General features: G+C 41.9%; 16 protein-coding genes and 1 pseudogene. 9 read left to right on the top strand and 8 right to left on the bottom strand.

Annotation, left to right across the window (positions count from 1 at the left end):
- The first annotated feature begins 7 nt into the window (after positions 1–7).
- From AABK37_RS14585 to AABK37_RS14575, 3 genes are all read left to right on the top strand, one after another.
- On the top strand, positions 8–1,342 hold the full coding sequence (locus tag AABK37_RS14585) for an AAA-like domain-containing protein (protein ID WP_432552279.1): 1,335 nt from the start codon (positions 8–10) through the stop codon (positions 1,340–1,342).
- A gap of 182 nt (positions 1,343–1,524) precedes the next feature.
- The gene (locus AABK37_RS14580; protein WP_432552278.1) at positions 1,525–3,561 is read left to right on the top strand and encodes an AAA-like domain-containing protein; all 2,037 of its coding nucleotides are present in this window, start codon (positions 1,525–1,527) and stop codon (positions 3,559–3,561) included.
- 193 nt (positions 3,562–3,754) lie between these two features.
- A complete protein-coding gene (locus AABK37_RS14575; RefSeq protein WP_432552277.1) occupies positions 3,755–4,264 on the top strand; it encodes a hypothetical protein in 510 nt (169 codons plus the stop codon).
- A gap of 113 nt (positions 4,265–4,377) precedes the next feature.
- On the opposite strand, the gene psbA (AABK37_RS14570) is transcribed toward AABK37_RS14575, so the two are convergent.
- A complete protein-coding gene (gene psbA / locus AABK37_RS14570; protein ID WP_432552276.1) occupies positions 4,378–5,460 on the bottom strand; it encodes a photosystem II q(b) protein in 1,083 nt (360 codons plus the stop codon).
- Between the two features lie 175 nt (positions 5,461–5,635).
- Positions 5,636–5,983 carry a histidine triad nucleotide-binding protein gene (locus AABK37_RS14565; RefSeq protein ID WP_432552305.1) on the bottom strand — a complete coding sequence of 116 codons (348 nt, stop codon included), beginning with the start codon at positions 5,981–5,983 and terminating at the stop codon, positions 5,636–5,638.
- Between the two features lie 69 nt (positions 5,984–6,052).
- Here AABK37_RS14565 and AABK37_RS14560 point away from each other — a divergent pair, with 69 nt between their 5' ends.
- Entirely contained in the window at positions 6,053–7,594 is a 1,542-nt protein-coding gene (locus tag AABK37_RS14560; RefSeq protein WP_432552275.1) for a YifB family Mg chelatase-like AAA ATPase, read from the top strand.
- Between the two features lie 223 nt (positions 7,595–7,817).
- Here AABK37_RS14560 and AABK37_RS14555 read toward each other — a convergent pair whose 3' ends face one another.
- Together AABK37_RS14555 and AABK37_RS14550 are read right to left on the bottom strand one after the other, a co-directional pair.
- The gene (locus tag AABK37_RS14555) at positions 7,818–8,600 is read right to left on the bottom strand and encodes an SDR family oxidoreductase (RefSeq protein ID WP_432552274.1); all 783 of its coding nucleotides are present in this window, start codon (positions 8,598–8,600) and stop codon (positions 7,818–7,820) included.
- Positions 8,601–8,893: 293 nt separating this feature from the next.
- On the bottom strand, positions 8,894–9,763 hold the full coding sequence (locus AABK37_RS14550; protein WP_432552273.1) for a hypothetical protein: 870 nt from the start codon (positions 9,761–9,763) through the stop codon (positions 8,894–8,896).
- Positions 9,764–10,059: 296 nt separating this feature from the next.
- Between AABK37_RS14550 and AABK37_RS14545 the strand changes: the two genes are divergently transcribed.
- The 3 genes from AABK37_RS14545 to purB all read left to right on the top strand — a co-directional run bounded on the left by AABK37_RS14545 (position 10,060) and on the right by purB (position 13,098).
- Positions 10,060–11,076, top strand: a complete 1,017-nt coding sequence (locus AABK37_RS14545) for a YihY/virulence factor BrkB family protein (protein WP_432552304.1) — start codon at positions 10,060–10,062, stop codon at positions 11,074–11,076.
- A gap of 49 nt (positions 11,077–11,125) precedes the next feature.
- Complete coding sequence (locus tag AABK37_RS14540; RefSeq protein ID WP_432552272.1) at positions 11,126–11,671, top strand: DUF421 domain-containing protein; 546 nt, start codon at positions 11,126–11,128, stop codon at positions 11,669–11,671.
- A gap of 131 nt (positions 11,672–11,802) precedes the next feature.
- The gene (gene purB / locus AABK37_RS14535) at positions 11,803–13,098 is read left to right on the top strand and encodes an adenylosuccinate lyase (protein WP_432552271.1); all 1,296 of its coding nucleotides are present in this window, start codon (positions 11,803–11,805) and stop codon (positions 13,096–13,098) included.
- Between the two features lie 256 nt (positions 13,099–13,354).
- Here purB and ypfJ read toward each other — a convergent pair whose 3' ends face one another.
- Complete coding sequence (gene ypfJ / locus AABK37_RS14530) at positions 13,355–14,200, bottom strand: KPN_02809 family neutral zinc metallopeptidase (protein WP_432552270.1); 846 nt, start codon at positions 14,198–14,200, stop codon at positions 13,355–13,357.
- A gap of 243 nt (positions 14,201–14,443) precedes the next feature.
- Here ypfJ and AABK37_RS14525 point away from each other — a divergent pair.
- Positions 14,444–14,581: pseudogene (locus tag AABK37_RS14525) on the top strand (DUF4126 domain-containing protein); the annotation flags it as partial.
- Here the strand turns inward: AABK37_RS14525 and AABK37_RS14520 are convergent.
- Complete coding sequence (locus tag AABK37_RS14520) at positions 14,563–14,739, bottom strand: hypothetical protein (protein WP_432552269.1); 177 nt, start codon at positions 14,737–14,739, stop codon at positions 14,563–14,565. The pseudogene AABK37_RS14525 and the gene AABK37_RS14520 overlap by 19 nt on opposite strands.
- A 67-nt stretch (positions 14,740–14,806) precedes the next feature.
- On the bottom strand, positions 14,807–15,970 hold the full coding sequence (gene hemH / locus AABK37_RS14515; protein ID WP_432552268.1) for a ferrochelatase: 1,164 nt from the start codon (positions 15,968–15,970) through the stop codon (positions 14,807–14,809).
- A gap of 93 nt (positions 15,971–16,063) precedes the next feature.
- Between hemH and AABK37_RS14510 the strand changes: the two genes are divergently transcribed.
- Positions 16,064–16,687, top strand: a complete 624-nt coding sequence (locus AABK37_RS14510; protein WP_432552267.1) for a class I SAM-dependent methyltransferase — start codon at positions 16,064–16,066, stop codon at positions 16,685–16,687.
- Between the two features lie 81 nt (positions 16,688–16,768).
- Here AABK37_RS14510 and psbA (AABK37_RS14505) read toward each other — a convergent pair whose 3' ends face one another.
- Complete coding sequence (gene psbA, locus AABK37_RS14505; RefSeq protein WP_432552266.1) at positions 16,769–17,851, bottom strand: photosystem II q(b) protein; 1,083 nt, start codon at positions 17,849–17,851, stop codon at positions 16,769–16,771.
- Positions 17,852–17,884 lie beyond the last annotated feature (33 nt).

Genomic DNA, 17,884 nt, shown 5'->3' with positions numbered 1-17,884 from the left:
AAAATTTATGAAATCAGAATCAGAATTAACCTGGACACAGACACAAAACCTAGTAGATGCTCTGGTTTTTCAAGTCACCAAAAAGCATCTTGGTAATGCAGAGGTACAGGTACTGCGCGGAGCCTGGGATGGTAAAACTTATGACGCGATCGCCTCCGAATCTCATTTAACAGTTAAATATATTAGTGAAGTTGGTGGTCAATTATGGAACAATCTTTCTGAAGCATTAGAGGAAGAAGTTAAAAAGACCAATTTTCGGCAAGCGCTGCAACGAGAGTGGGAGAAACAAGGCAATAAAAGTGAAAATACAGTCATAAACCCAGAAATTCAATTGTCAGCAATGGAATTTGACTCTGAACCTTATATTGAACGTCCTCCCATCGAATCTCGCTGTTATGAAGAGATATGCAAACCTGGTGCGTTGTTGCGAATTCAAGCACCGTTGCAGTTTGGGAAAACGGAGTTAATGTCACGAATAATGCACCACGCTGCACAACAAGGATACCGCACAGTAGTTTTAAATTTACGAGATGCAGAAGTTGAAGATTTTAATAGTTTAGATAAGTTTTTGCACTGGTTTATTACTATTATTGCCGAGACATTAGAGTTAGGACAATCTGTAGAAGAACACTGGCGCAAAAGTTTGGGTAATTGTAAGATAAAATGCCGAACCTACTTTGAAAAGTATCTTTTACCAGGAGATAGTGCCGTTGCGATCGCTTTAGATAAAGTAGACAAACTATTCGCATATGGGGAAATAGCTGGAGAGTTTTTGGGAATGCTGCGAACTTGGCATGAAGACGCAAAAACTAAACCTCTGTGGCGACAATTGCGGTTATTAATGTTGCACACACAAGTTTATACCCAGCTAAATATTAATCAGTCGCCGTTTAATGCAGGAACAGAAATTAAATTAACAGATTTTACTAACGAACAAGTGCAATCTTTGGCACAGCAGTATAAATTAAACTGGAAAAATACACAAGTTGAACAACTAATGGCAATGGTAGGAGGACATCCCTATTTGGTAACAAAAGCTCTACAGGTAGTATCGGGCCAGGAAATGACTTTAGAAAGTTTGTTGCAATCAGCACCCACAGCTTCAGGTATTTTTCGGAATCATTTAGAAAGACACTGGCGTTATTTACAGGCAAATCTCCCAGTCCTCACAGCATTTAAAACAATAGTTTTAGCCGATAGTCCTGTTGAATTTAATTCAAATTTCAATTTAGATGATGCAGTAAAATTAGATGATTTGGGATTGGTAGAACTGCAAAATAATAGTGCAGTTTCACGTTATCAAATCTATCGTTTATATTTCCGAGAACGGTTAGCAAGTTAGGAATTTAGGGTGTATCCCCTGAATGGAAGAAATACCCACCGAAGGGTATTGCTATACAAACAAAGCCTGCGAAGGCAGGCTTCGTCTGTGTAGCCCCAGGCTTCTAGCCTGAGGGCAATTTTGCAAAACAGGACGCTCCGGAAATTAGAAAGTGCATAAGCATGTTTAATGTATATACAATTATGAGCAATTCAAAACAAACTAACGGGTATCAAGTAGGAGGAAGTCTCGGCGAATCAGCTCCAACCTATGTTGTCCGCCAAGCCGATTCTCAACTCTACGAAGGGTTAAAAGCTGGTAAATTCTGCTATTTATTAAATTGCCGACAAATGGGTAAATCAAGTTTGCGCGTACAGACAATGGCACGTCTCAAAAAAGAAGGGGTTGCTTGCGTGGCATTTGAAATGCGTGAATTATGCTTGCATGAAGTGACAGAAGATGAATTTTATGGTGGTTTTGTTAGCTATTTAGTAAGTGAATTTAATTTAGATATTGACCTAGAAAGCTGGTGGTATGGGCATAGTTTAATTCATCCAGTACAACGATTAACTAAATTAATTGAAGAAATATTACTAGAACAAATTCCACAAAGTATTGTTATCTTTGCCGATGAAATTGATAGCGTTTTAAATTTAAGTTTTAAAGACGATTTTTTTGCTTTTATTCGCGGATGTTATAACAAACGTGCTGATAAACTCAAATATAATCGCCTCACTTTTGCACTGTTGGGGGTAGCAACTCCTGCTGATTTAATTGAAGATTCATACCATACACCGTTTAATATCGAAAGCGAAGCAATCGAATTAACTGGTTTTCAATTGGATGAAGCAACACCCCTAGAAAAGGGATTTGTTGGTATCACCAGCAATCCCCGTGCAGTGCTTCAGGAAATTTTACTCTGGACGGGAGGGCAACCGTTTTTGACGCAATGGGTTTGTCAGCTTGTATCTTCTTTGTCACATATTGCTGAGGGGGTAGAGGCAAATTGTGTTGCTACAATTGTGCGATCGCGTATTCTCTCTAATTGGTTAGCGCAGGATAAACAACAACATTTACAGACAATACGCGATCGCATTCTCAACAATGAGCAACTCGCTTGCTGGTCGCTAGGGATGTATCAAAAAGTTTTACAAGCTGGGGAATTAGCTGTTGATGACAGTCCAGAAATCATGAAATTGCGGTTATCAAGTTTAGTCATCAAACAGTCAGGTAAATTAAAAGTTTACAACCGCATCTACCAGTCAGTTTTTAATAACACTTGGGTAGAAAAGGAACTACAAAATATGCGACCATATGCCGAAGCATTTGCAGCTTGGGAAGCTTCAGGACGTGATAGTGAGCGGTTGTTGCATGGAGATGATTTACGCAATGCCTTAACGTGGGCAAATGGGAGAAGTTTGAGTGATAAAGATTATCAGTTTTTGGTGGCTAGTCAAGAATTGGAACTAACACAGGTGCAGCAGAGAACAGAAATCGCTTTGCAGCAAGAGAAACAAGCGCAAGAGAATTCACAAAAAGCCCAACGAAAAGCCAAGCGCAGCGCACGTCTTACCTTTGCCTCAATGATTGCAAGCTTAACGATGGGTGCGATTACGATTATTTTAACTCCCGGACCTCTAGCAATTTTGTTAAATAATATAGCGTTCCAATTTTACTATGATGGTCATCTAAAAACAGCCGAAAAGGTTTATGACTTAGCACTCTTAATTAAACCAGGCTACACACAAGCTCTTTATAATCAAGGAAGAATTTACGAAAAGCTGCAAGATTTTAATAGCGCCTACAATAATTACGAAACTGCCAAAGACCAAAAGTTTCCTCAAGCATACAGTGAATTAGCTCGCCTGTACATTCGTGATAAAAAATATCCCCGAGCTGTTGCCATACTTTCAGATGGTTTAAAACTGCCTCTAACAGACCGAGAAGAGTATGCTATGTTGAAAAACTTAGGTTGGGCGCGATTGGAACTAGCGCGACAGGGGAAAGAAACTTATGAGCAAGCAGAAGTTCCCCTACGTCAAGCGATCGCTTTAAGTTTAAAAGACGAGTATGGTTCCCCACATTGTTTGTTGGCTCAAGTCCTTGAAGGCAGAACTATAAAGTCAGAATCCCTTGCACAATGGCGTAAATGCCTTGAATTTGGAGACCCCGACCACCCCGATGAGCGTAACTGGATTAAAGATGCACAAAAGCGTGTCCAAGCAAATGTAGCAAATTGATGCCGTTTACCTCAGTAAATATGTATAAAAAGTCTTATTCTCAAAATCTCCCTCGATACGTAATTTTACTTTAATAGTCAGACAATTTTTTCATTTTAATCCCAGAAAATACTCAAATTATTGAACTAATCTCCGGAATGTAAGTTCTAAGTATTGAATAAACTTGTGTAAAAATTGAAAATATGTGGAATTTATGATGCTTAAAAACTCACAAATTACAGCATTTGCATTAACACTGACATCTTTATTTGTCGCAATTACTACAAACGTTGCTGATGCAGGGCAGACTACCGAAGGTGCAGCATCTATAATAAACCAATCTGGGCAAGGAAACCCAGAACCCTTAGAGAAACCATGCAACAAGCCAAAGATATGTCCAATTTGTACTGGTTCTGGCTGTGTTTTCCCACCTCAACGTCCTCCCATTCCAATTACTCGTTCTGAACTTAATGAAGTCACGAATGCCGTCGCAATCGAAAAACTTGAAGCGCTGAAAGCTTCAGGACAAGCAACCAACGATGATTACATACTTTTGGGTTATTTCTATAGTCTAGAGAAAAAATACGACAAGTCAGAGGCTAATTATCTCACAGCTTTAAAACTCGCTACTGATGATGGTAGAAAAGCCATCATCGAACAAGAACTCAAAAAAGTCCGTGATGTAATGCGAGAACCTCAATTAGGTGGCGAAACTAAACCATAACCAAGGAGTAGTCGCAGTTTTGAGGAAAGCACCTTTTCTCGTTTTTAATTCAAACTAAAAAGCGCCCCCCGGTTGACCAGGAGGCGCTTTTCTATTCAGCTAAGACTTGAAGATTAACCGTTGATAGCAGGTGCAGTCAATGCTACAGGTGCTACGTCTAATGCAGCCAAATCTAGAGGGAAGTTGTGAGCGTTGCGCTCGTGCATTACTTCCATACCCAGGTTAGCGCGGTTGATTACGTCAGCCCATGTGTTGATTACGCGACCGCTAGAATCAATCACTGATTGGTTGAAGTTGAAACCGTTCAGGTTGAACGCCATCGTGCTTACACCTAAAGAGGTGAACCAGATACCAACTACAGGCCATGCTGCTAAGAAGAAGTGCAAAGAGCGGCTGTTGTTGAAGGAAGCGTATTGGAAAATCAAGCGACCGAAGTAACCGTGTGCTGCAACAATGTTGTAGGTTTCTTCTTCTTGACCGAATTTGTAACCGTAGTTTTGTGATTCGGTTTCGGTGGTTTCACGCACCAAAGAAGAAGTTACGAGTGAACCGTGCATTGCAGAGAATAAGCTTCCGCCGAATACACCAGCTACACCTAATTGGTGGAAGGGGTGCATCAAGATGTTGTGTTCTGCTTGGAACACAATCATGAAGTTGAAGGTTCCGGAGATACCCAAAGGCATACCGTCAGAGAATGAACCTTGTCCGATTGGGTAGATCAAGAATACTGCGGTTGCTGCTGCTACGGGGGCACTGAATGCGAGGCAGATCCAAGGACGCATACCTAAGCGGTAGGATAGTTCCCATTCACGACCGAGGTAGCAGAATACGCCGATTAGGAAGTGGAATACTACCAATTGGTAAGGACCGCCGTTGTACAACCATTCATCTAAGCTAGCTGCTTCCCAAATTGGGTAGAAGTGCAAGCCGATTGCGTTAGAAGAAGGTACAACTGCACCGCTTATGATGTTGTTTCCGTAAATCAATGAACCTGCTACGGGTTCGCGGATACCATCAATGTCTACTGGAGGTGCTGCGATGAACGCAATAATGAAGCAGGTGGTAGCGGCTAAGAGGGTGGGGATCATCAATACGCCGAACCAGCCGATGTATAGGCGGTTTTCGGTGGAGGTGATCCAGCTACAGAACCGTTCCCATACGCTGGCGCTTTCGCGACGCTGTAAAGTTGTGGTCATGAGTTTATGATTGCTTTGTTTTTTGATATTGAGTAGGTGAGATTGCCTACCTGTTTATTAGATTAAAGGAATAGTTGAGATTTGTAAACATTTTTTACTTAAGTATCTATTATATGAATTATCTGTTTTTCTTATATAAGCTAGAGACGCAGTGAATTGCGCCTCTATAGCTGCATTAACCAGGGGGCCAAGTCATTTGGCGTCCTCCTAAAATGTGTAAATGTAAATGATAGACACTTTGACCGCCATCAGAATTTGTGTTGATGACAACGCGATAACCGTTGGTGAGTCCAGCTTCTTGGGCAACGCGCTTTGCCGTTAATAAAAGATGCCCCAAAAGGTCGCGATCGCTTTCTTCGGCATCAGCCAGTTTGACAATAGGTTTTTTGGGGATGACAAGGATGTGAATCGGTGCTTGGGGTTGAACATCTTTGAATGCCAGTGCTAAATCATCCTCATAAACAATGTCTGCCGGAATTTCTCGACGGATAATTTTACCGAAAATCGTGTCTTGATTTGTCATGTGCGATTTGTGATTTGTCATTTGCCAATTGTCAATGATAAGACAGACGAATCACCAAGGACAAAGATTATGCTTGCGAGAGTTTGGAGTGCATCAATTGTCGGCATCGACGCCGTTAAGGTGGGTGTAGAAGTCGATGTATCGGGGGGATTGCCGGGAATTGTCGTCTTAGGATTGCCCGACGCTGCTGTACAAGAATCAAAAGAAAGAGTAAAAGCAACTTTGAAAAATGCTGGTTTTGCCTTTCCGATGCGAAAAATTGTCATAAATCTTACCCCGGCTGATTTACGCAAAGAAGGTCCCTGTTTTGATTTGCCTATCAGTGTGGGCATTTTGGCAGCTTCGGAACAAGTCAACGCTGAATTGTTGGGAGATTATCTTTTTTTAGGAGAAGTTTCGCTGGATGGAAATTTACGCGCTGTTGCGGGTGTTTTACCCATCGCTGCGACTGCTGAAAAGATGGGAATTGCAGGTTTGGTTGTCCCGGCTGATAATGCACAAGAAGCTGCTGTGGTTGAAGGATTGAAGGTTTATGGATTTAATAATATATCTGATGTAGCGAATTTTTTAAATAATCCAGGTTCTTATAAACCTGTGCAGTTTGATAGTACACCGGAGACATCACCTGCAAAGCCTTCAGATTCGTTTAGCAGTGATGATTTAAAGGATGTTAAAGGACAAGCACATGCGCGTCGTGCTTTAGAAATTGCCGCAGTCGGGGGACACAATTTAATTTTTGTTGGACCGCCTGGTAGTGGTAAAACGATGTTAGCTAGACGCTTACCGACGATTTTACCACCTTTAGTTTTCGCTGAGGCTTTGGAAGTGACGCGGATTCATTCGGTGGCTGGGTTGTTGAAAAATCGCGGCAGTTTAGTACGCGATCGCCCTTTTCGCAGTCCCCACCACTCAGCTTCTGGTCCCTCCTTAGTTGGTGGTGGTAGTTTTCCCCGTCCTGGCGAAATATCTTTAGCACACAGAGGCATTCTTTTTCTCGACGAATTAACGGAATTTAAACGTGATGTCTTAGAATTTCTGCGTCAACCTTTGGAAGATGGCTATGTAACGATTTCCCGGACGAAACAATCGGTAATGTTTCCCGCGCAGTTTACATTGGTGGCAAGTACCAATCCTTGTCCTTGCGGTTATTATGGCGATACTGTCCAACAGTGTACCTGTTCGCCACGACAAAGAGAACAATATTGGGCAAAGCTTTCGGGTCCGTTGATGGATAGAATTGATTTGCAAGTTGCGGTTAATCGCTTGAAACCAGAGGAAATTACTCAACAACCAACAGGAGAATCATCGGCAATTGTACGTCAACGGGTGCAACAAGCACGGTCAAGAACTGCAAGCCGATTTAAAGATGAACTCAATCTGCGTTGCAATGCACATATGCAGAGCGGTCATCTTCAAAAATGGTGTAAATTAGATGATGTTAGTCGCAATTTGTTAGAAGGCGCAATTAAGAAATTAGGCTTATCGGCAAGAGCAAGCGATCGCATTCTCAAAGTAGCACGAACAATTGCAGATTTGGCGGGAGATGATGACCTGAAGGCAAATCATGTGGCAGAAGCAATTCAGTATCGCACCATAGATAGAATGCAATGATTTCGTTACTGGCATTGCATAACCGTGCGATTAATCGTAGAGACGTTTCGGCGAAACTCTCTACAATATGTTAAATTTTTGGCGTATATTAGACATCTGGGAAAATGAATTATGCATCACCCGAAACTTTTGGTAGAGACAATTCATGAATTGTCTCTACATAATTTATGGAGATGTCTATTGTATTTATCATCCCATAAAGCAATGCAATGCCTCGTTACTTTTAAGCCTTTAACAAAGATTCTGCCCCATCAATCCAAATTGGTGTACCGGTGATGTGACTAGAAGCATCTGATGCTAAAAATAACACTAATTGTGCTACTTGCTCAGATGTTCCTGGTTTGCCATCAGTCAAAGGAATCTTACCTTCAGGAAACTCAACTGGTTCTTGAATATGCTCTAAATCTCTTTTTTCAGTGTTTTCGTCAATATTAGTTTCAATTGCCCCAGGACAAACTACATTAACACGAATGCGGTCTTTAGCAAGTTCTAAAGCAATCATTTTGGCGAAAGCTACTTGTGCGGCTTTGGAACAAGAATAAGCAGTCGCACCAGTATTACTAAAAATGCGTGTCCCGTTGACAGAAGAAGTAATAACAATCGATCCACCCTGCTTTTTCAAGTAAGGTACAGCATACTTAACTGTTAAAAAAGTTCCTTTAAGATTGATGTTTATTGTTTTGTCCCATTCTTCGGGTGTCAATTCATCTATAGGTGCCCAGACACCATTAATTCCAGCGTTGGCAAATACAATATCTAAGCGTCCCCACTTATCTACAATTTGCTGAATTGCTTGTTGCATTTCTTCTGGATGCGAAATATCGGCAATTAGTGGAATTGCTTCGCCATTATCGCTTTCAATTTGAGCAACTGTTTCTTCAAGTTCTTCCTTTGTACGTCCTAATGCAGCAACTTTAGCACCTTCTTTAGCAAACAACTTTGCCGCTGCCTTGGCAATGCCGGAACCTGCTCCTGTCACCAATGCTACTTTATTTGTAAGTTGCATAAATATTTTATTTACGAATTGGGCATTATTAATCGTTAGTTGGATAAAATCCTACTAACCACATCTTTTCCTTTAGTTATTTAACAGAAAGCGGAAGCATTAGTCATACTGCTATTGGCAGAAAGCGTTTCTCTACCTAATGGCATAAAATTTGCAGCACTGCTGAATTGAGGTAAGAATTAAGATGTAGAGACATAACAGTTTGGTATTACATAAATTTTGCGTCATAAATCAAATCAGCAACGCCAAACGATGCCCAGAAACCCGGTTTCTCCAAGAAACCGGGTTTCTAACTATGCTGAGATAGTCTTTTTCAGTTTTGCTTTAGTAGCAACGGCAACTAAGGCAGATAAAAAAAGTAAAGCCGGACTAGTTGATGGTTCAGGTACTGAAACTTTCACCTGACTTCTTCTAACTTGGATGAAAGTTAAATTTGTTGGAGTGGCAAAAGAGCGTTTTAAAGAACCTTCAAACAAAGCTGTCGCAAATTCTGCGTTGCCACCAAAATTAAATTGAGTATCTTGATTAGATAAAGTGAAATTTTCACTTTTTTGACTTGTAATAAAATCCTTGTCATTGAAAGAATTTACATTTGCCGTCAAAGAGAAAAAGTCTAAAGGAGTTTTTTTAATGCTAGACGTAGTGTCAGATAACAACTGAGTAAAAAAGTCATCTAAAAGATTTTGTTCGGCGATGTCAGTTGTGTCAAATAATAAAAAAGAAATATCTGCACTTGCCTTGGCATTCTCTGCTGGTTCATCTATTGATGTTTCCAAGTCAAAAAATGCTGTAAAGTCTATAGAAAAAGATTCACCAGCATCTGCAAAAAAGTTACCTAAAACTTTACCATCAGCGTCTGCCAATCCTAAATAATTTTTATTTTCACCAAAGGCTTGACTTAAAGATTTATTAATTACTTCTGGTGGTTCGAGGAGAAAATCTATGATTGCATTATTAGTGGCTGATACCTCGCCATTTAGTGAGATGTTAGCATTATTTTTAGTTGCAGTTACTTCCGGGTCAAGACTAAAGTTTTTTAAATAAAATTCTCCTTGAGATAAAGCGAGTGTAGCAGCTTGACTGGGTGAGGTTACTAAGCTAGAAGTAGCTATCAAAGGAGTAACCAATAGAAAAAAGCGCTGAGTAAATCCCAAAGTACGCATGATAAGTTTATGATTGTATACTGATATCTACTGATTTAGTCAAGTAATGAGCCACCCTGTAAATCTTTGTCATCAGTAGTATTGCGGTTATTACAATCTACATCTAGTTTTGCGCTGTTTACGGAAAATTTAAAAAATTATACAGATAAACGAGAATTCAGGAGTCTAATTGTATTCAACAACAGTTCTGCCTCAAGGACGCGAGAAAAACGCCTTCTGGCAGATGTGGCGGCTTGAGAGATTGGGTATCAATTAAGTCTAAGGCAAGCTATATACTGGCAAAAGGAGACTTGTTGATGAATGTGAAGGGAATTTTGGGGCTATTCCAAGAGACATTTCAAGAATGGAATAATGATAAAGCCTCGCGGTTATCGGCAGCATTAGCTTATTACACGATATTTTCCATTGCACCGTTGCTAATTATTGTAATTGCGATCGCTGGTGCAGTATTTGGCGAAGAAGCCGCAAGTGGTCAAATTTTCGCACAAATTCAAGGTTTAGTTGGCGAAGCAGGGGCAAAAGTCATCCAGGAAGCAATTAAAAATGCTAGTCAACCAAAACAAGGTACGATCGCTTCCATCATTAGTATCGTCGTTCTGCTATTTGGTGCTACTGGTCTATTTACTGAACTACAAGATGCTTTAAATACAATTTGGGAAGTGCAGCCGAAACCAGGACGCGCTGTAAAAAACATGGTTCGCAATCGGTTTTTGTCGTTTGCGATGGTGCTGGGTATCGGCTTTTTACTTCTCGTGTCGCTGGTAATTAGTGGAGTGTTGGCAGCATTGGTAGGTTACTTTAACAACTTGATACCGGGTATTGATTTTATCTGGCAGATAGTTTATTTCTTACTTGGTTTTGCAATCAGTACTGTGCTGTTTGGGCTAATATTTAAAGTTCTACCAGATGTAAAAATTACTTGGAGTGATGTTTGGATTGGAGCTGCTATCACTTCACTATTATTTTCCTTCGGTAGGTTTGTTTTAGGGCAATATTTAGGAAACGGCAGTTTCGGTTCAACTTACGGTGCGGCTGGTTCTTTGATAGTTGTCATCGCTTGGGTTTATTATGCTGCCCAGATTCTCTTTTTTGGTGCTGAGTTTACCCAAGTTTACGCCAGAAGATACGGTTCGCAAATTGTCCCGGCTGACAATGCTATCCCCATGACTGATAAAGCTCGCGCTAATCTAGGACTAAAATCCAAGCATAGTGAACAACCATCTGCGAGGAAAAAAAATTCTAATTTTATTAATCGCCTATTTGGGAAACTGACACAAGGCAAGCGCTTAAAAAGGAGAAACAGAAATCAGTGATTTTCATAACAAAGGCTAAAAATTTATGTTTGCCCACCTGATAGTGATAATGCACAGATGGTTCTCAGTCAATTGGCAAGCAATTTTTGTCCCCAGCATGAGCGTGGTGGAACTGATTGTTAGAGGTTCGCTGGTATACCTGTCACTGTTCTCAGTGTTACGCTTTCTCCCCAGCAGACAAATGGGAACGCTAGGAATTCCCGATTTGCTGGTGGTCGTATTATTTGCTGAAGCTGCCCAAAATGCGATGGCTAGCACTTATACATCAATTACCGAAGGAGCCATTTTAGTAGGAACTGTTATTTTTTGGAGCTATTTGCTCAACTGGTTAGGCTACAAAATTCCCAAGTTTCAACAGTTTCTTAATCCCCCACCTTTACTACTTGTAAAAAATGGACGTCTGATATTGCGGCATCTGGAACGCGAACTAATTACAGAAGAAGAGTTGATGAGCCAATTACGTCAGCAGGGTGTAGAGTTTTTAGCTGATGTGAAAAAGGCGTATTTAGAAGCTGATGGTAGCATTAGTATCATTACATTTGATGAAAAAAGCAGTTCTTTACCTCAACACAAAGTAGATAAGACTGTAGTATAAGTGAATATATTTATAGATAATGTATAACTTAAATTAGTACTAGTCCGTTCTTGGCGCTTAAGTGATGTTTTCTTCTACAACACTTTTACTGTAAAACTGTAAAATATGACGGTTGAACTCTGTGGCAGTCTGTGATTGAGCGTTATACCTTGCCGGAAATGGGCAATTTGTGGACGGAAGCTTATAAGTTAAAAACCTGGTTGCAAGTAGAAATCGCTGTTTGTGAGGCTCAAGCTGAGTTGGGTTACATTCCCACAGAAGCGGTTGAGGAAATTAAGGCAAAGGCGAATTTTGACCCAAAGCGAGTGCTAGAAATTGAAGCCGAAGTCCGCCATGATGTGATTGCTTTTTTAACAAACGTAAATGAATATGTTGGCGATGCAGGACGTTATATTCACTTAGGTTTGACTAGTTCGGATGTGCTGGATACGGCTTTAGCTTTGCAATTGGTAGCAAGTCTTGATTTGTTGTTGCAATATGTGGAAGATTTAATTGTTACCATTCGCCAAAAGGCAACAGAACATCGTTATACGGTGATGGCTGGACGATCGCACGGTATTCATGCTGAACCAATCACTTTTGGTTTTAAGCTGGCTGGATGGTTGGCAGAAGTGTTGCGTCACCAAGAACGCTTGAAAATTCTCAAAGGAACGATCGCTGTGGGGAAAATCTCCGGTGCGGTGGGAACTTATGCTAACATCGATCCGCGTGTGGAAGCGATCGCTTGTTCTAAGTTGGGACTCACACCCGATACCGCATCAACTCAAGTTATTTCACGCGATCGTCATGCCGATTATGTCCAACAATTAGCTTTACTCGCTGCCTCCATCGAACGTTTTGCCGTGGAAATTCGCAACTTACAAAGAACAGACGTTCTCGAAGTTGAAGAATTCTTCTCCAAAGGGCAAAAAGGCTCTTCAGCTATGCCACACAAGCGTAACCCCATCCGTTCCGAACGATTAACCGGAATGGCACGCATTATCAGAAGTCATACTGTGGCAGCTTTGGAAAACGTCGCACTTTGGCATGAACGCGACATTTCCCACAGTTCCGTTGAGCGGGTAATGTTTCCCGATGCTTGCATTTTGACACATTTCATGCTAAAAGAAACCATCGACTTGGTGAAAAACCTGCTGGTTTATCCTGAGAACATGGAAAGAAATCTCAACTGCTATGGTGGTGTGGTCTTTAGTCAGAAAGTGCTACTTGCTTTAATAGAAAAAGGAATGAAGCGAGAAGAAGCTTATAAAATTGTCCAAGAAAGCGCTCACGCAGCTTGGAATAAACCAGAAGGCAATTTTCACGATTTAATTAGCAAAGAACCTCGCGTTACCGAGAAGTTATCGTCGGCAGAAATTGCCGAATGTTTCGATCCACAGCAGCATCTGAAGCATTTAGAGGAGGTTTACCAACGGTTGGGTATTTAGAGTTGTTAGTTGTTGGTGGTTAGTGGTTAGTTGTTAGTTGTTAGTGGTTAGTTGTTAGTTGTTGGTGGTTAGTTGTCAAAAATTACTACTATCCACTATCCACTATCCACTATCCACTAACTCCTACTCCCTTCCCGCTATAAAATTACTTATCTTCTTTTCCTTCCTCCTTCGTGTCCTTCGTGTCTTCGCGGTTCGTTAAATAGGTATTCTTTGAGCGGGAAGGGAGTAACTCCTAACTCCTAACTCCTAACTCCTAACTTTTAGCAAAGGTGTTACATTGCTTAGGATCGCCGGTTTGGATACCTTGCTTAAACCAGCGCACTCGTTGCGCCGAGGAACCGTGCGTAAAAGATTCTGGTACAATATAACCTCTAGCTTGTTCTTGTAAGCGATCGTCGCCAATGCTACTCGCTGCATTTAGCGCTTCTTCGATGTCGCCTTCTTCAAGAATTTGCCGCGATCGCTCGGCACGATTTGCCCAAACTCCGGCAAAACAATCTGCTTGTAATTCCAACCTGACAGAAAGCTGATTCGCTTCTACTTCACCGACCTGGTTCTGCAATGCTCGAACTTTATCGGAAATACCGAGTAAATTTTGAACATGATGCCCAACTTCGTGAGCAATTACATATGCTTGGGCAAAATCTCCTGGTGCTTGGTATTTATTTTTTAGATCGCGGTAAAAACTCAAGTCAATATAGACTTTTTCATCTCGCGGACAGTAAAATGGACCAACTGCTGATCGCGCAAATCCACAAGCGGACTTAACGGCATCTGAATAAAGAACTAATTTCGGTTCTACGTAAGTGTTTCCCTGTTCTCGAAATATACTGCTCCATGTATCTTCTGTATTAGCTAGCACCACAGAGACAAAATCAGCCATTTGGTCTTGACCTTGTGTTGTTCGAGGTGATTCAGTAGTCGGGCGATCGCTTTGTGCGTTATCCTGTTGCCAAATCACACTCGGATCGCCACCTAGAAGCGCTACCACGAGCGATAAAATCACTGCTCCAATACCCCCACCCACCACAGGAGCGGAAATCCGCGAGCCACGCCGATCTTCTACGTTCTCGCTCCGACGACCGATTTGCCAGCGCATAATTACTGCTTAGGAAAGTTACATATATTGCACAGCTTTAATTAGGTAGGAGAAAATCTTTACCAGTCTTTCAGCTATGTAACTAAGACTTTACTCGTTTAATGCATTGAAATCTTCTACCTGTAGATTAACTGCGAACGCAGAATAGTAAGCCTTAATGAATAATTTTTGTAGAGCGATCGCCTGAATTGGGAATATTAAATAAGCAACAGTATCATTGCTCTTCCCAAATTATACGGAACTCAAGATACCTTGTGCGTTGTGGTACTATTCGCTTTTAACGCTCCTTGGCAAGGAGGATTAATTGCTTTATTGCTGTTATGGTTTGCCATTCGTAGTGCTAAACAGTGGTATAGCTGGTATTACCAAGGTAAAAGGTGAGCCAAGTAAGGTGAAGCAGCCCCCTCAGGAGCGGTTGGCATCGAACGCTCTTTGCGTCTGGTGACAGGAGATGGGGGACTGCACCAAGCCTTTATTGTGGACGGGTTTCCACAGCAGTAAGCAGCCAGCGTGTCAAAAGCGGGTTTCCCGACAGTCACGCGAAGCCGCGTCAAGTGGCGAGGAGCGAAGGGTAAAAGGCAATTTTTACCTTTTATCTTTTATCTTTTACAAAATACCTATCATGTGCAGCAGACCGCGACCAGTAATTAGCTCGATAATTAAGGCAATAAAGCCAAGCATGGCGATACGACCATTCCACACTTCGGCGCTAGTAGTCATACCCCATTCCCAACGCTCTGGTGGATAAATTCTCACCTTTTTCTTCATCTGATTAACTTGTGAAAGCTTCAGACTGGGAGATTCGAGTGCATCTAGAACTAAATCTGCCAAAGCTCTAATAAACAATGGATGAGTATTGGGAGCAGGTACGCGCCGGAAGTTTTCAATTCCCGATTCCTCTGCGACTTCTCGATACTCAATATCAATTTCTTGTAACGTCTCGATGTGTTCTGAGACAAAACTGATAGGTACAACGACCAAATCCTTCACGCCTGTTGCCCCTAGTTCTTTAAGGGCATCTTCAGTATAAGGTTGCAGCCATTCTACTGGACCGACGCGACTTTGGTAAGCTAAAGTGTGTTCATTTGGTCGATTGAGGGTCTGCATGATTAAGGCAGTACATTCCTCAATTTCTTGCTGGTAGGGGTCGCCTGCTTCTTCAACGTAGTTTTTAGGAACACCATGAGCGCTGAAGAAGACATGAACAGAGTCGGGATTGGGAAATTGATCGAGTTCCTGAGCTATCAGTTCTGCCATTGCTTGCAGGTAGCTTGGTTGTTTGTACCAAGAGGGAATGACCTTGTATTCAATCGGCTGAAGTTTTGGGTCTTGTTGCCAGAGTTTATCTAACAGCCGAAAGCTGGAACCACTGGTACTGATGGAAAATTGGGGATAAAGAGGTAGAATTACTAGATGTTCGATGTTGTCTTGAGTAAGTTGAGCGATCGCTTCTTCGGTGTAAGGATGCCAATAACGCATTCCTACATATATGTTCGCTTCTTGCCCCAAAGCTTGCAATTGTTCTTTTAAAGCTTCTCCTTGCGCTTCGGTGATCCGCCGCAATGGAGAACCGCCGCCAATTTGCTTGTAGTTTTCTTGAGATTTTTGGGTTCGCCTTGACGCAATCAACCATGCCAAGGGTCTTTGCAACCAACTAAAGGGTAGGCGAATAATTTCTGGATCGGAAAACAGGTTATACAGAAATGGTCCAACATCTTCCAATTTATCTGGACCGCCCAGATTGAGTAATAATACGCCTACACGATCCATAGCAATTACAGTCCCCCAATCTTTTCAGATTTTTTACTAATGTTAACAATATATCTTTATTAAATATAAAGGCTAACGGGGAGGGTGGAAACAGTGGCAACAATTTTCAGAGATTGGAGTTACCGCTATCAATGGTTATATGATGCTATATCTCGCTTGGCGGCTTTAAGCGTCGGTGGTGAAGCGCGTTTCCGACAGCTTGCATTGCACAGGCTAACGATTGAATCAGATACTAAAGTTTTAGATTTGTGTTGCGGCAGCGGTCAAGCGACGCAAGTATTAGTCAAATATTCACAAAATGTAACAGGACTCGATGCTTCACCGCTATCCTTAAAACGAGCAAGGCAGAATGTGCCGCAAGCGCAGTATGTGGAAGCTTTTGCAGAGAAAATGCCATTTGCAGATAATCAGTTTGATGTTGTGCATACTAGCGTAGCCTTACACGAAATGCAGTCTGGGCAATTGCGACAAATAATTAAAGAAGTTTATCGAGTGCTAAAACCAGGTGGGGTATTTACATTAGTAGATTTTCATAATCCCACCAACCCGCTATTCGTGCCTGGGTTGTCGCTGTTTTTGCTATTGTTTGAGACAGAGACAGCTTGGCAGTTGTTGAAAACCGATTTACCTGAATTGTTGACACAGACAGGATTTCGAGAATGCGATCGCACTTTAACTGCTGGTGGAAGTTTGCAATTAATCAAAGCGATAAAATAGCTCGTAGTAAGCGATTTATCGCTTAAAAAGCGCCCCCCGGTAAACCGGAGGGCGCTCTTAATTCAACTTAATCTGTGAAGATTAACCGTTGATAGCAGGTGCAGTCAATGCAACAGGAGCTACATCACTAGCAGCCAAATCAAGAGGGAAGTTGTGAGCGTTGCGCTCGTGCATTACTTCCATACCCAGGTTAGCGCGGTTGATTACATCAGCCCATGTATTGATTACGCGACCTGACGAATCAATTACTGATTGGTTGAAGTTGAAACCGTTCAGGTTGAACGCCATCGTGCTTACACCCAAAGAGGTGAACCAGATACCAACTACAGGCCATGCTGCTAAGAAGAAGTGCAAAGAACGGCTGTTGTTGAATGAAGCGTATTGGAAAATCAAGCGACCGAAGTAACCGTGTGCTGCAACAATGTTGTAGGTTTCTTCTTCTTGACCGAATTTGTAACCGTAGTTTTGTGATTCGGTTTCGGTGGTTTCACGCACCAACGAAGAAGTTACTAGAGAACCGTGCATTGCACTGAACAAGCTTCCGCCGAATACACCAGCTACACCTAATTGGTGGAAGGGGTGCATCAAGATGTTGTGTTCTGCTTGGAACACAATCATAAAGTTGAAGGTTCCGGAAATACCCAAGGGCATACCGTCAGAGAATGAACCTTGTCCGATTGGGTAAATCAAGAATACTGCGGTTGCTGCTGCTACGGGGGCACTGAATGCGAGGCAGATCCAAGGACGCATACCTAAGCGGTAAGAAAGTTCCCATTCACGTCCTAAGTAGCAGAATACGCCGATTAGGAAGTGGAATACTACCAATTGGTAAGGACCACCGTTGTACAACCACTCATCTAAGCTAGCTGCTTCCCAAATTGGGTAGAAGTGCAAGCCGATTGCGTTAGAAGAAGGTACAACTGCACCGCTTATGATGTTGTTTCCGTAAATCAAGGAACCTGCTACGGGTTCGCGGATACCATCGATATCTACTGGAGGTGCTGCGATGAACGCAATGATGAAGCAGGTGGTAGCGGCTAGCAGGGTTGGAATCATCAATACGCCGAACCAGCCGATGTATAGGCGGTTTTCGGTGGAGGTTATCCAGTTGCAGAACCGTTCCCATACACTGGCGCTTTCGCGTCTTTGTAAAGTTGTGGTCATGAGTTTATGATTGCTAGATGTGTATGAAATATG

The organism is Tolypothrix sp. VBCCA 56010, from assembly GCF_050875635.1.
GTDB lineage: Bacteria > Cyanobacteriota > Cyanobacteriia > Cyanobacteriales > Nostocaceae > Hassallia.
This window is presented reverse-complemented; position numbering and strand designations above follow the sequence as displayed.